We start from the raw sequence: 14,034 nt of genomic DNA, 5'->3' as shown, positions 1-14,034 counted from the left end.
GTGGCAGCCTCCATCCCGGTACTGCGCTGGGCCGCACAGCGCGCACGGCTGCACGACGAAGATTTGTCGGCGCGCTTTCGCAAGTGGCCCCTGTGGTTGACCGGTGAGGCCCAGCCCACGCTCAAGCAACTGGAAGACTTCGCGCGCCTGACCCACACCGCCATCGGCTATTTTTTTCTGCCCGCGCCGCCCGCGCTGGCTTTGCCGGTGCCTGATTTTCGAACCCTGCGCGATGAGGAACTGCGCGAGCCGAGCAGTGCGCTGCTGGACACGTTGTATCTGTGCCAGCAGCGGCAAGACTGGTACCGCGACTATGCCCGTGTGCACGGCCTTTCCCGTCTGGAGTTTGTTGGTAGTGCGCAGGTGAACGAAGCGCCGCAGGCCGTGGCCGAGCGTATGCGCGCGGCGCTGATGCTTTCCACTGAAGAGCGCCGCCAGTTGCCCACCTGGACGGACGCGCTGCGGCAGTTGATCGCCAAAGCCGAAGAGGCCGGGGTAATGGTGATGGCCAGTGGCATCGTGGGCAGCAACAGCCACCGCAAGCTGGATGTGGGGGAGTTTCGCGGCTTCGCGCTGGCCGATGATCTGGCCCCGCTGGTGTTCTTGAACGGCGCGGACAGCAAGGCCGCGCAAATGTTCACCCTGGCGCATGAGCTGGCCCATCTGTGGCTGGGCGCGACTGGCGTATCGGATTCTGAAGTGGGCCAGGTTCCTGAGCAGGGCATTGAGCGCTGGTGCAACCAGGTGGCGGCGGAATTGCTGATGCCGCTGGAGGCGCTGCGTGTGGCCTACCAACCCGGCACGCCTGTGCCGGATGAAATCCAGCGGCTGGCACGGGAATTCAAGGTCAGCACCTTGGTGGCCCTGCGGCGCTTGTTCGATGCCGGATTTCTGGATCAGGCCCGGCTGTGGCAGCACTACCGCGATGAACATGCCCGCCTGCGTGCTCTGGAGCGGCACGGTACCGGCGGTGGCGACTTCTACCGCACCTTGAGCGCACGCACCAGCAAGCGTTTTGCCCGCGCGATTGTGACCAGCACACTGGAGGGGCAGACCCTGTTCCAGGATGCTTTCCGCATGCTGGGCGTGCGCAAAACCGCCACCTTCTATGAAGCGGCGCGCGAGCTGGGGGTGATGGCATGAGCTATTTGCTGGACGCCAACGTCTTCATCCAGGCAAAGAACCTGCACTACGGTCTGGATTTCTGCCCGGCGTTCTGGCAGTGGTTGATCGACGGCCACGCCGACGGGCGCGTGTTCAGCATCGACAAGGTGGCCGATGAGATCGCCGCCGGTGCGGACGAGCTGACCCAATGGGTACACGACCACGGCAATGGCCTGTTCCGCAAAACGGATGCCGCCGTGGCCGCCCAGTTTGGCAAGGTGAGCACCTGGGTGACTGGGCAGCAGTACGAGCCTGCGGCCATCAACACCTTTTTGCAGGTGGCTGATTTCTACCTGGTGGCGCATGCGCTGGCAGGCGGGCATATCGTGGTCACCCACGAGGTGGCCGCGAATTCGGTCAAGCGCATCAAGATTCCCAATGTATGCATCGGGCTGGGGCTGCGCTTCATGACGCCTTACGAGATGCTGCGCGTGGAAAAAGCCAAGTTCGTTCTGGGAGGCGGACAGCCGTGATCGAAGCCCTACATACCGCCCCCTTTGCCCCCGACCCTGTACCCGCTGCCAGCCGGTCGGGTTGCCAAAACGCGCGCATTGCGCGTATACTTCGGCCTAACAAAACCCGCCAAGGCTATGCGCGCGAGCGTATCCTCAAACCGGCGGGTTACTTTTTTGTGCGCCCGAAATCAGCAGCGCACTGCGGGTTGGGATGCGCACGATGAAGCGCCCCTTCGCCAAGCCTGCCACCACCCACGCCCAACAAGTGGCGCTGCTTCAGCAGCGTGGTATGGTCATCGACGATCCGGTCGCCGCCGAGTTCTACCTGCAGCACCTCAACTACTACCGGCTTGGGGCCTACTGGCTACCCTTCGAAGCCGACCACACCACACACACGTTCAAGCCCGGCACCCACTTTGCGCAGGTGTTGAACCTCTACGTGTTCGACCGGGAGCTGCGCCTGTTGGTGCTGGACGCCATCGAGCGCGTGGAAGTGTCGGTACGCAGCCAGTGGGCTTATCAATTGGCACACCAGCATGGCCCACATGCCCACCTGGATGTCACACTGGCCTTCAAGCCGCATCTGTGGCAGACCAATCTCGACAAGCTGAGCGACGAGGTGGGCCGCTCTGACGATGCCTTCATCAAGCACTTGCAGAACACCTACTCGGAAAGTCTGCCGCCGGTGTGGGCCGTGTGTGAGGTGATGTCGCTGGGCTTGCTCTCACGCTGGTACAACAATCTCAAACCCATGCCCACGCGCCGCGCCATCGCAGGGGCCTATGGCGTGGACGAGAAGGTGCTCGAATCCTGGCTGCGGCACCTCTCACTGGTGCGCAATACCTGTGCGCATCACAGCCGTTTGTGGAACCGCGAGTTCACCATCACACCGCTGCTGCCGCGCAACAAGCCAGCCGGTTTGGCGGCACAGTTCCATGGTGGTTCGCGCAAGCTGTATAACGCGCTGGTCATCCTGCTGCATTGCATGGATGTGATCGCGCCACAGCATCATTGGCGCACTCGTCTGAAAGACCTGATCACCCGGCACAGTGTGCCGGTGGTGGCCATGGATTTTCCCGCCAACTGGCAAAACCTGCCCATCTGGCAGGACCCAAAGACAGGCACGCCATAACAAGAATCAGGGGGACCGATGGCCAAGAAGGATTATTCCGAAGACCTGTTGATTCAGGCACCCACGGCAGAACTGCTGGCACAGCAGCTCGGCTGGGAGAGCGTGTTTGCGCAGGATGAAGGTGCCCAAGGTGGATGGGGGCCAGACAGTCTGCTGGGCCGTGAATCAGATGCGGAAGTTGTACTCACCCGGGATGTGCTGGCAGCACTCAAGCGCTTGAACCCGGGCTTGCCCGATGCGGCCTATCAGGACGCTTTGGCGCTGGTGGTTCAGGATGACATCACCAAATCGTTGATCGCGCAAAACGAGGAAAAGTACAAGCTGTTGCGCGATGGGGTGCCGGTGAAATACCGCGATGCTGCGGGTCGGCTGGTCGACAAACGCTTGCGCTTGATCGATTTTGATGAGCCCAAGAACAATCGCTACCTGGCGGTGCGCGAGTTGTGGGTACGCGGCAAATTGTGGCTGCGCCGCCCGGATGTGATCGGCTTCGTCAACGGCTTGCCCCTTGTGTTCATCGAGCTCAAGCGGTTCGAGGTGCACATCGACAGCGCATACAAGAAGAACTACGCCGATTACCTGGACACCATCCCGCATTTGTTTCACTGGAACGCGCTGGTCATCATTTCCAACGGACACGACGCCCAGTACGGCTCGTTGACCTCCAGCAAGGAGCATTTCTATCGCTGGAAGCGACTCGACGAGGACGATCCGGAACCCGGCAAGGACCAGCCCCTGCTGCCGATTCTTTTGCAGGGCATGCTGCATCGGCAGCGTCTGCTGGATATCGTCGAGAACTTCATCCTGTTTGATGCCTCTGAGGGCAGCACGCACAAGATCGTGGCACGCAACCACCAGTACCTCGGGGTGAATCGCGTGCTCGATCGGCTGACTTCCTCCGACCCCAAGGTGCAAGCAGAGGTGGCTGCCGGCCAGTTGGGCGTGTTCTGGCATACCCAGGGTTCGGGCAAGTCGTATTCGATGGTGTTTTTGACCGAAAAAATCCATCGCAAACTGTCGGCATCTTGGTCGTTCGTGGTCATCACCGACCGAACCGAGCTGGATGATCAGATTGCATCGACCTATACCAACTGTGGGCGCGCCAATAGCAAGACCGATCAGGCCAAGAACGGCGCTGCGCTGCGCTCAATGTTGCGTGACCAGAACCGCCGCTATGTGTTCGGTCTGATCCAAAAATATCGGGAGCGCGTCACGGAGGCTTATTCCGACCGTGATGACATCATCGTCATCAGCGACGAGGCACACCGGACGCAGTATGGACGGCTGGCGCTGAATATGCGCAAAGGACTGCCAAACGCCAAGTTCCTGGGCTTCACGGGCACCCCGTTGATCGACGCCGGCGAGAAGCAACTGACCCGGGAGGTATTCGGTGACTATGTCTCGATCTACGATTTCCAGCGTGCGGTGGCCGATGGTGCGACGCTGCCCTTGTTCTATGAGAACGCTGGCGAAAAGCTGAAGATCATCGATCCCAAGGTGAGTGAACGCATCGCGCAGCACATCGAAGCGGCAAAGCAGGCGGCCACGCTGGATGATCCGTGGACTGACGAAAAAGAGGAAAAGCTCTACCGGGAATTGGCACGTGATTACCCCATCCTGACCTCACCCACGCGACTGGACAAGGTGGCGCAAGACTTTGTTGACCACTTTCACCAGCGCTGGCGCGTGGTCGAAAACGGGGGTGGCAAGGCCTTGATGGTGTGCCTGGACAAGATCACCTGCGTGAAGATGCACGATCTGATTGTGGCCAAGTGGCAGGAGAAAGCCGCCCAGTTAGAAACGGCGGTGGCGGCCGAAGAAGCTTTGTTCGCAGCAAAGGGCAAAGCACCTACCGGACTCCTCAAGCAGCGACGGGAGCACGTGGAGTGGATGAAAGCCACCGAATGCTGTGTGGTGGTGTCACAGGAGCAGGGCGAGGTCGCGGAGTTTGCCAAGTGGAAGAATTTCCGTGATGAGCCACTGGACATCACGCCGCACCGCGAAAAGATGGTCAAACGCGACCTGGAGAAGGAATTCAAGAAGGCGGACAACCCGTTCCGCATCGCGATTGTTTGTGCGATGTGGTTGACCGGCTTCGACGTGAAATGCCTGGCCACTCTGTATCTGGACAAGCCGATGCAGGGCCACACTCTGATGCAGGCCATTGCCCGCGTCAATCGGGTTGGCGGTGGCAAAAAGCATGGACTGATCATCGATTACAACGGCATGATCAAAAGCCTGCGACGGGCACTGGCCACTTTTGCGCAGGGTGATCGCGCTGGCACGGGCAAGGGAGAGGCCGAGCAGGATACGGTGCGGGACGATGCGGAGGCTCTGGCGGAATATGCCGATAGCCTCAAGGCTGCGACGGAGTTCCTGATGGATCTGGGTTTTGATGTTGACGAACTGGTCAATGCCAAAGGCTTCGACAAACAAAAGCAGATCTTGGTGGCGGTGAACCTTCTCTGCGAAAGCGACGAGCGCCGCAAGACTTATCAGGTGATCGTTGAGGATGTGCAAGCCCGCCATCGTGGCCTGTTTCCCCACCCGGGCCTTTTCGATTTCGATGCTGTGGAGAGTGCTGTCACAGCCATCTACAACAAGATGCAGGATGCACGTGTATCACCCGACGTCAGCAGTTTGCTGCAGGATTTGTACGACGTGGTGGATGTGGCGGTGGCGACCGACACTCCGTCAGTCCGCGAACCTACAGCACGGTATGATCTTTCCAATATCGACTTTTCTCGCCTGCGTGCCGAATTCGAGAAGTCGCCCTTCAAGAATGTCGTGGCGATGAACTTGATGGAGAAGATCGAGGAACGCCTGGCTGCAATGGTGGCGCGCAACCCCACACGCGTGGACCTTTATGAGCGCTATCAGGAAATCGTTCAGGAATACAACAAGGACAAGGATGCGGCTGAAATTCAGAAGGTAATGGACGACCTGTTCGCCTTCAATGACGATTGCAGCCAAGAGGAAAAGCGCTACCTGCGCGAAGGGCTTGATAGCGAAACCGAACTGGCCGTGTTTGATCTGCTTCAGAAAGATTCACTCACCAAGGGTGATCGTGAAGCGATCAAGAAAGTCGCCAAGGACTTACTGGGCAAGTTGGCCGATCAGCGTTTTGCGCTGGAACGCTTGCGCAGCATGGCGACTGTGCAGGCGCAAATGAAGGCAGAGATCATCAAGCACTTGTACGCCCACCTGCCAGCCAGCGCCTACGATCCGGATGAAATCAACATCAAGGCGGGTGCCGTGTTTGCACATATTTACAGCGCTGGCCTGGGTGGGGGTGCGCCGGTGTACCACTGACCAAGCAATGGTCACCGGAAAATCAAGCATTTTTCAAGTGGCAAGGACTGGCACAGTTATCCGGGCCTGGCGCGAGCACGAAACGCAAGCAGCAGCCGTGCCAGCGCGCCACCAGCACCAGGCGCTTGCCGTCATGGATAAGGTGTTTGTGGCCCGGCAGCTTCCAGAAATCAAAGCACAGCGCATCGGGCGGCGGATCGGCATCCGGGTAGAGCTGCACCACGGCATCGTGATCGGGGAACCAGGCCGGGTGCGCGTCCCGCGCATCCAGAGCGGGATCTTCCAGCAGGCGCAGCCCCCAATGCCCGGCAGCATCCGGTTGGCGACGACGGCGCAGCCAGTCGTGCCGATAGTCTGGATGACGGCGCAGGTACTCCCAGGCCAGCGCCGGGCTATCCAGATGCAGAACGTAGAGATAGGCCGCTGTGGCATACCACTGCTCGGCACTGCGATCGGCCATGAGGCAACCTCCCTGTGCTGGGGGTGCGTCGCCACGGCGAAACGGCGTGCTACGAGGCCATCGTCAAAACGTCATGGGTGAAGCGTAAACTGGAAGTGTCAAGACCGATGAACTCCGATGCATTGCTGAAATCGTCCGAGTGCGACGGCGGCAACGCACTCCAATGGCATGCCGCGTCGGTCAGCTTGCCGCAGCCCGCGCCAGGCATCATGACCGTTTCGATCTGGCACGCACCGCTTCGGTGCAACACTGCCGATTCAGACCGAACGGGTCACAGACCAGACCGAAATAGACACAGTGCGCCACCGCTTCACGGTGGCCCTCAATCGGTGATCGAACCGTTGTCTTCGGCCAGTCGCAGGTATTCAGACAGCCGCCGCACCGGCTGGAAGTAGCGATCCCGCATCACGGGCTGCTGGCGCGGCCCGACGATGGCGGCCAGGTCGGACAGCTTCACCGTTCCCAGTGCAGGCATGCCAATCCCCAAGTCGATCAGGCCGTGGGCAGTATCGCCATCGGCTGGATCGAGCGAAGCCAGCAGCCAAGTGGCATGCGCATCTGGCGTGAACAGGCGTACCACGGGCAGCGGGTCGGTGTCCTGCCCGGCAGCGCGGGCCTGGCCGTTGGCCATCAGGCGCGTGCGCTCGTCGGCGGTGATGAGCGGAGTCATGGCTGTACGTCCAAGGACTTGCGGAGCAGCAGAGACGCTTTCAAGCCTTCCAACGAAAGCACCAATGCGCAATCCCACGTATCCGCAGAGACGTAGAAGCACGAAGGCACATGCACGGAAGTCAGGAAAGACACGGATCAGGCTCTCCGCTTTTGAAGAAAGCCGCCGATGCGGCTTTCAGTAAAGGCACAAAAACAGGTGAGATTGGATGAATGAGTTAAATATAACGTGGTTTTAAATTTTGTACAAACTGAAACTTCTGCATATGCAGAAGCGATCCATCCAGCGTGGCCGACCGACGGGCGCGACAACCTTTGAAGCGGAGCCGGCACAAGCGTTTGGCGCCGCAGTACGTTCTATCAGGACTGCACAGGGTGTTGCGCAAGAAACTTTGGCAAATCGTGCAGGAATTGAGCGCTCACATATGGGGAAGATTGAACGAGGAGAGCATATGCCCACTCTGGCGATTATTTTGAGAATTGCTAGAGCATTGGGATGCAGCGCTTCTGAACTGATGAAGGAAACAGAAAATGGGCTTGAGGCAATCAAGGGAAAATAACCCATTCCAGTGCGCTGCCGCTGCAACGATCGAAGGGGTCTCGTTGGAGGACGGTTTTTGCGAAACAAAAAGCATCCCCGCCCCGCTGCGCGCGAATGGCCACTATCAAGAAACCTCGCCTTTTCTGAAATGGGCAGGAGGAAAAAGGTGGCTGGTCGAAAAGCACTCACACCTTCTAAATATAGAGCACGAAAGATATATTGAGCCTTTTGTGGGTAGTGGTGCAGTTTTTTTTAGCCTACTTCCAAGTTCCGCTATTCTCTGCGATAAAAACGAAAAACTCATAGAAGTTTATGAGGCAATAAAAAGCGACTGGAAGAAAGTTGCAGATTTACTTCGAGTGCATCACAAAAATCACTCTTCAGAATATTATTATCAAATTCGCCTAAAGCGGTTGCGCACGCCAGAAACACGAGCGGCGCAGTTTATTTACCTAAACAGAACCTGTTGGAATGGCTTATACAGGGTAAATAAAAAAGGTGAATTCAACGTCCCAATAGGAACGAAGCAGAATGTAGTTCTGTCGACTGATGATTTTGAGAAAATCGCTTTGTGCTTAAAAAATGTAGAGCTTTTTTCTGGTGACTTTGAAATTGCTCTTGAAAAGGCGGGACAGGGGGATTTCGTTTTTATAGATCCTCCTTATACAGTCAAACATAACTACAACGGTTTTCTAAAGTACAACGAGAGTATATTTTCCTGGGAAGACCAGGTTCGACTTCGTGATGCAGTCGAGCTTGCTGTATCGCGAGGGGCAAAAGTGCTTGTGACTAACGCTTGCCATGACAGCATAAAACGCCTATATGAAAACCTAGGCGAGATCTCCACGTTAAATAGAGCCAGCATCATCGCCGGGAAGTCCTCCGCTCGGGGCAGGTATGAGGAGGTTGTCATCAAATGCTACTAAAGACCATCGGCCACCTGCCTCTAATCCAATGCCTGGTGCATTTTCCTCTGAATGCTCATAAGACAGCATTAAAGAAATTCTCTACGCTTTGGATTTTGACAAGCCTTCCTGTCATCGTCGCTGTATTTCTGTCACCAATACCAGATGGAACCTCGGGTGTGGGAGTAAAGCTTCTGTTGAAGCTAAAAGAGTCCATCACAGTTTCAGAACTATTTGTGTACACCGCCACATTTCTTACGCCTATTTTCTATATGATTTTTGAGAAGTACCAAGAATCGTCAGAAACTCAATTTGGCGAAAAAATCGTACAAAGCGTTAGAAGGCTATTCAAGGGCTATGGGTTGGTGGCGTTGATTTCCATCGTCATCATGATATTGACCGCGATTGCCTTCGGGCAGATAAAGGCAGGGTCGAGTGACTTCCACAACTCATTCCTCGGCTATTACTTAAGTGGTTTATCATTGCCGATCTACATCTTCTCTTTGTACTGCTGGTATCTCACGCTCCTTGATGGAGCATGGAGAGGTGATTTTGTATCGGAGAATAGAAGCTCTGAAAAAAATATAGTGAGCGATTTTTCTGCAAGGTTGCGTGCTCGGGAGTCTGGTGATGAGTAAAGAGTTAAAGCTTACAGTCCTGAAAGTCCGCCAGCCAATTGGCGATTTTTATATCGCATCAATAAGGGCGCAAGACCTAGTAGACATATCCTTCTCGGATGTAAGGCGGCTGGCCAAAGACCAGCGTGATCTTGAGAAATATCTTGGTATCCAGCGCCCTGTCAGCCCCAAGAGAATTAAGGAAATAAAGCAATATATCGAAGGGGAGGATTCGACATTTCCAACATCGGTCATCCTTGCTGTGGATGAGAAGTGTGCCGAATATGACTCAGATGGGAATGGCATCGGCACATTGGTTCTTAAAGAGTATCAAGCCGATGCCTCTGATGAGGCAGATTCAATACCTTACGCTAGAATTGCAAAAGTTATAGATGGCCAACACCGCATTGCTGCCTTCATGGATGAGAACAATAACTGGTGCTTTGATTACGGTCAGCGAGATTTTGATATTAATGTTGCAATATTTATCGGGGCGGATGTCTCCGAGCAGGCCAATATATTTGCAACCGTAAATCTTGCGCAAACAAAAGTTAATAAGAGCCTTGTGTATGACCTGACGGAACTGGCAAAAACATCAAGTCCTCATAAGACATGCCACAACGTAGCGGTGGCATTGGACAAGGAGCCAAGCAGTCCGTTATATCAAAGAATTAAGCGGCTAGGAACAGCTACGCCAGGTCGAAAAAAAGAGCCCTTGACACAAGCATCCTTTGTTGAATCTTTGGTTAAATTCATTTCACCCAACCCTGTTCAAGATAGAAATGATCTCTTGGCAGGAAAGAGAATAAGACACGTCGTTGGATCTGATTTGCAAAAATTTCCATTTAGGAATTTATTTATTGATGGAAAAGAGATTGATATTACCGAAATAATTTACAACTACTTTAAAGCAGTTGAAAAAAAGTGGCCAGACTCATGGAATGCAACTGATCGCGTTGGTAACCTTCTTCCTCGATCAAACGCTTTTAAGGCATTTATGATTTATTTGCGAGAAGATGCGTATCCAGCACTTGTGCAAGGAAACTATGGACTGATTCCGTCCGTGAATGAATTTTATAAAAAGCTGGATCACATCGAGTTGAAAGACGACGACTTCACAACCCGAAATTTCGCACCAGGGAGTGGTGGGCAAGCCACGTTCTTAAAGATGTTGCGTGGGGAAATATCGCTCGAAGATATGCTGGACGTGTAAGTCATGAATGTCCTTCTCCGCATTAGAAAATGGGGGCAATAGCCCCCGTGTGTCATAACAAGCCATGCTCTGCAAACGACACCGTGTTTGCACCAGCCACGATGACATGATCCAGCACGCGCACCTCTACCAGCCCCAGCGCTTCCTTGAGTCGCTGCGTCAGCGCCTTGTCGGCCTGCGACGGCTCAGGATTCCCGCTCGGATGGTTGTGTGAGAGGATGACCGCCGCCGCATTGAGCCGCAGGGTTTCCTTGACCACTTCACGCGGATACACCGATGCACTGTCGATGGTGCCGTGGAACATCTCCCGGTACTCGATCAGCCGGTGGCGCGTATCCAGAAACAGCACCGCAAAGACCTCATGCTCGAAACCTGCCAGCTTGTTGCGCAGGAACTCTTTGGCCCGCGCCGGGGAAGTGAACTCAGCACCACGCTGCATCTTCAGCTCGATGGCCTGGCGTGCTGCTTCAAGAATTTGATCCACCGATGCCGGCATGTAGCGCCCTTGGGCGTCACGCACCAGCAAAGCGTCATCGAACGAGGAAAAGGACAGTTGCGACATGATCGTGCTCCCCCGAGTTCGACAGTTTGAGCCCAAAAACGGCCATTTTGGCGAAGTTGTCCACGCAGCCATGCGGGTTTCAAGGCGATTTTCCAAAAAGTCGTGTAGTGGCACGTATCTTGTTTTTGCTGCTATATTTGACAAGCCTTGCCTGGCTGGTAAAGTCTTGGCATGTTCCTCAAGATCACCCGCTCCGGTCCGCGCCAATATCTCCAGCTTGTCGAAGCTTTCCGCGACGACGCCGGCAAGGCCAAGCATCGCACCTTGGTTACGCTCGGGCGCCTGGATCAACTGACCGACAGCCTGGATTCCGTCATCTCCGGCCTGCTCAAGGTCACCGGTCGGCCGGATTTCCTGAATGCGCCATTGCCCGCAGTCGAGTTCGAGTCGGCCCGTGCGCTCGGTAACGTCTGGGCACTCAACGAACTGTTGGACTCGCTGGGCTTTGGCGAGCTGCGCCGCGTGTTCAAGAAGACCCGGCACAGCATCGATATCGAAGCGCTGATTCGGGTGATGGTGTTCAATCGCCTGTGCGATCCCGAGTCGAAACTCGGTGTCTTGCGCTGGCTGGACACGGTGGCGATGCCGGGCGTTGAGATGGAATCGATCACCCATCAGCATCTGCTGCGCAGCATGGATGCCCTGGTCGATCATCAAACCGAGGTCGATGCTGTGGTCGCCAACTTGCTGCGCCCCTTGATCGATCAGGAGTTGTCGGTGGTGTTCTACGACATGACTACCATTCGCACGGAAGGCACCTCTGACCAGGAAGGCGATGTCCGCCGGTTCGGCATGGCCAAGGAAGGCCTCATCGCCCGTCAGGTGATGCTGGGGGTGGTGCAAACGGGCGATGGTCTGCCGATTTATCACGAGGTGTTTGCTGGCAATACGGCGGAATCGCCCACCTTGTTGCCGACCTTGAAGACGGTGCTCGAACGCTTTCCTTCGATTCGCCGGGTGGTGCTGGTGGCAGATCGGGGCTTGCTGTCGCTGGATAACCTGGAGGCGCTCTCCGAGATCCGCCTGGAAAGCGGTGAGCCACTGGAATTTGTGCTGGCCGTTCCCGGCCGGCGTTATAGCGAATTTGCCGAACTGCTTGATACCTTTCAGGCGCAGTGCGTCGATGCCGAGCAGGAAATCGTCGCCGAATTGCCGTGGCGCGGATTGCGCCTGGTCGTTGCCCACGACCCAGACGTCGCCAAGGATGCCCAAGCTTTGCGCCGCGAACGGATTGAAGCACTGGAAGCCCAGGCGAGCGCGTGGGTCGGCAAACTCGATGCGCAGGATGCCGGGGTGAAGGCTCGTGGCAAAAAGCTCTCTGACAGCGGCGCCAAGGCGCAGCTGTATCACGCGGTCAAGGAGGCCCATCTGGCAAACATCATCCGCGTTGATTTGAAGAGTGAGCTCTTTGCCTACGAAATCGACCCCGATGCCCTGGCGCTGGCTGAACTGATGGATGGCAAGTTGCTGCTGGTGACCAATACGCCGGATTTGTCGCCGCAGGGCGTGGTTGACCGTTACAAGTCGCTCGCCGATATCGAACGCGGTTTCCGGGTGCTGAAATCGGAAATCGAGATTGGCCCGGTGTTTCATCGGCTACCGGGGCGGATCAAGGCGCACGCTGCCATCTGCTTCATTGCCTTGATTCTCTACCGCGTCATGCGACAGCGACTGAGAAGCGCCGATGCGCAACTGTCGCCGGAGCGGGCGCTGGCAGAATTGCAGAAGCTTCAGCATCATCAGATTCGCATCAATCAGGCCGAACGGCCAGTCACTGGCATTTCTCGCCTCTCCGAAACACAGGACCGCGTCTTTGCCGCTTTGAAATTGAAAAAACCGACGCAACCACAGCAATTTTCCCTTTTGTAGTACACGTTTTTGAACTGTGGCTCAAAAGAAACAATAACTTACGCGTTTAACTGTCGAACTCGGGGGGGACTAATGTCAAACCCCGAATTGGGATGTATCCCAACACTTACAGCCACGGAAGAGGCCGGTAGGTCATCCACTACGCATTGCTGTTCATTGTCGTTAAAACAGCAATTGCCGTTTTAACGACAACGCTACTTCGCGGATCGCTTCTCAAAACGCTCGACAAATGATGCAAGCGATACATTGAGCGCAGAGCACCATGCCGCAAGTTCCACAAGATCGAGTCGGCGTTCCCCGCGTTCACATTTGCTGACGAATGACTGGGTCGCATTCAGCTTATTTGCGAGGTCCTCTTGGGTCTGTCCACTGTGCAAGCGAGTTTCACGTAGCAAAGCTAGGAAACGCTCGTATTCGAAAGAATGAATGGATTTTTCCATCGGCACACCAGAGAGGAATGCCGGAAGGTTGCAGTCCAGATTCGAATAGTCCAAAATCGACTATTTCGTCTAGCCAGTCTTCAGTCATCGCTGTGTGCCAAGATCTTGCAAAACCAAACGTTGAGATTGTGTCTTCCGATGCATTACACGTGTCTCAGAGGAAGTGGCAATGACAGAGGATCTAAATATCTCCCTGCGACTGGCTGAGCTCGCTGCTTTGGCCGAGAAAGAGGATTGCCTATATCAGGCGGAACTACGACTGGCAGATGAGTTTTCTGCCGTTGCTACGGCCTTTTCAGCGGCGAACCCTGGCACCGAGATCATCTGCGAGAACTACATCGGTCCTGATTCTGTAGTCAGACGCAGTGCACGTAGTAGCCTCCTGAGAACCATCAAGACGATAGAGAAGTCGCTTGATAGGTTACAAGCGTTAAAACCGACATACAAAGTTTGGGACGAGGCTCAAGACTTTTTTGCCCCCTCTAACCCAGCACAAACGTTCTTTGCCACCGAAGTCGTACGCCGTAATCTGCATATCTAAGGTGTAGGGGAGTTCGTTACTTCAGCAGTTCGGCCACTGACGCCAGGTGCTGGCTCTCTTTGTGCCAGAAGGAACGTTTCCTTGCGTCTTGTTAAATAATTCGTAACCGTCCGACCACTACCGTCTTTCCGAGTTAATCGGAGTCAGGCAGCAG

The 14,034-nt window shown here is 55.5% G+C and carries 14 protein-coding genes; 10 read left to right on the top strand and 4 right to left on the bottom strand.

Annotation, left to right across the window (positions count from 1 at the left end; genetic code table 11):
* From JYJ39_RS12550 to JYJ39_RS12535, 4 genes are all read left to right on the top strand, one after another.
* Nucleotides 1-1,143, top strand: a complete 1,143-nt coding sequence (locus JYJ39_RS12550) for an ImmA/IrrE family metallo-endopeptidase (RefSeq protein WP_205204782.1) — start codon at nucleotides 1-3, stop codon at nucleotides 1,141-1,143.
* Nucleotides 1,140-1,637, top strand: coding sequence for a DUF4411 family protein (locus tag JYJ39_RS12545; protein ID WP_205204777.1), 498 nt, complete (start codon nucleotides 1,140-1,142; stop codon nucleotides 1,635-1,637). The genes JYJ39_RS12550 and JYJ39_RS12545 overlap by 4 nt, the downstream gene beginning before the upstream one ends.
* Nucleotides 1,638-1,839: 202 nt before the next feature.
* On the top strand, nucleotides 1,840-2,751 hold the full coding sequence (locus tag JYJ39_RS12540) for an Abi family protein (protein ID WP_205204776.1): 912 nt from the start codon (nucleotides 1,840-1,842) through the stop codon (nucleotides 2,749-2,751).
* A gap of 18 nt (nucleotides 2,752-2,769) precedes the next feature.
* Nucleotides 2,770-6,063, top strand: a complete 3,294-nt coding sequence (locus JYJ39_RS12535) for a type I restriction endonuclease subunit R (RefSeq protein WP_205204775.1) — start codon at nucleotides 2,770-2,772, stop codon at nucleotides 6,061-6,063.
* Nucleotides 6,064-6,085: 22 nt separating this feature from the next.
* On the opposite strand, the gene JYJ39_RS12530 is transcribed toward JYJ39_RS12535, so the two are convergent.
* A complete protein-coding gene (locus JYJ39_RS12530; protein WP_430622479.1) occupies nucleotides 6,086-6,523 on the bottom strand; it encodes a DUF7011 domain-containing protein in 438 nt (145 codons plus the stop codon).
* A gap of 322 nt (nucleotides 6,524-6,845) precedes the next feature.
* The gene (locus JYJ39_RS12525; protein ID WP_205204774.1) at nucleotides 6,846-7,193 is read right to left on the bottom strand and encodes a DUF2958 domain-containing protein; all 348 of its coding nucleotides are present in this window, start codon (nucleotides 7,191-7,193) and stop codon (nucleotides 6,846-6,848) included.
* 241 nt (nucleotides 7,194-7,434) lie between these two features.
* Here JYJ39_RS12525 and JYJ39_RS12520 point away from each other — a divergent pair, with 241 nt between their 5' ends.
* The 4 genes from JYJ39_RS12520 to JYJ39_RS12505 are packed head-to-tail and all read left to right on the top strand — an operon-like array spanning nucleotide 7,435 to nucleotide 10,468.
* Nucleotides 7,435-7,752, top strand: a complete 318-nt coding sequence (locus JYJ39_RS12520) for a helix-turn-helix domain-containing protein (RefSeq protein WP_430622478.1) — start codon at nucleotides 7,435-7,437, stop codon at nucleotides 7,750-7,752.
* The gene (locus JYJ39_RS12515) at nucleotides 7,724-8,659 is read left to right on the top strand and encodes a DNA adenine methylase (protein WP_205204773.1); all 936 of its coding nucleotides are present in this window, start codon (nucleotides 7,724-7,726) and stop codon (nucleotides 8,657-8,659) included. Before JYJ39_RS12520 ends, JYJ39_RS12515 begins: the two co-directional genes overlap by 29 nt.
* Complete coding sequence (locus JYJ39_RS12510) at nucleotides 8,650-9,276, top strand: hypothetical protein (protein ID WP_205204772.1); 627 nt, start codon at nucleotides 8,650-8,652, stop codon at nucleotides 9,274-9,276. Before JYJ39_RS12515 ends, JYJ39_RS12510 begins: the two co-directional genes overlap by 10 nt.
* The gene (locus JYJ39_RS12505; protein WP_205204771.1) at nucleotides 9,269-10,468 is read left to right on the top strand and encodes a DGQHR domain-containing protein; all 1,200 of its coding nucleotides are present in this window, start codon (nucleotides 9,269-9,271) and stop codon (nucleotides 10,466-10,468) included. The genes JYJ39_RS12510 and JYJ39_RS12505 overlap by 8 nt, the downstream gene beginning before the upstream one ends.
* A gap of 52 nt (nucleotides 10,469-10,520) precedes the next feature.
* Here JYJ39_RS12505 and radC read toward each other — a convergent pair whose 3' ends face one another.
* On the bottom strand, nucleotides 10,521-11,030 hold the full coding sequence (gene radC / locus JYJ39_RS12500) for a RadC family protein (RefSeq protein WP_205204769.1): 510 nt from the start codon (nucleotides 11,028-11,030) through the stop codon (nucleotides 10,521-10,523).
* 171 nt (nucleotides 11,031-11,201) lie between these two features.
* Between radC and JYJ39_RS12495 the strand changes: the two genes are divergently transcribed.
* On the top strand, nucleotides 11,202-12,899 hold the full coding sequence (locus tag JYJ39_RS12495; RefSeq protein WP_205204767.1) for an IS1634 family transposase: 1,698 nt from the start codon (nucleotides 11,202-11,204) through the stop codon (nucleotides 12,897-12,899).
* A 194-nt stretch (nucleotides 12,900-13,093) separates the two neighbouring features.
* On the opposite strand, the gene JYJ39_RS12490 is transcribed toward JYJ39_RS12495, so the two are convergent.
* The gene (locus JYJ39_RS12490; protein ID WP_205204766.1) at nucleotides 13,094-13,339 is read right to left on the bottom strand and encodes a helix-turn-helix domain-containing protein; all 246 of its coding nucleotides are present in this window, start codon (nucleotides 13,337-13,339) and stop codon (nucleotides 13,094-13,096) included.
* A 169-nt stretch (nucleotides 13,340-13,508) separates the two neighbouring features.
* On the opposite strand from JYJ39_RS12490, the gene JYJ39_RS12485 reads away from it, so the two are divergent.
* Nucleotides 13,509-13,880 (top strand): hypothetical protein, encoded by a 372-nt coding sequence (locus JYJ39_RS12485; RefSeq protein WP_205204765.1) that lies wholly within the window; start codon nucleotides 13,509-13,511, stop codon nucleotides 13,878-13,880.
* Nucleotides 13,881-14,034 lie beyond the last annotated feature (154 nt).

The organism is Azonexus hydrophilus, assembly GCF_905120355.1.
In the GTDB taxonomy this organism is placed as follows: domain Bacteria; phylum Pseudomonadota; class Gammaproteobacteria; order Burkholderiales; family Rhodocyclaceae; genus Azonexus.
This window is presented reverse-complemented; position numbering and strand designations above follow the sequence as displayed.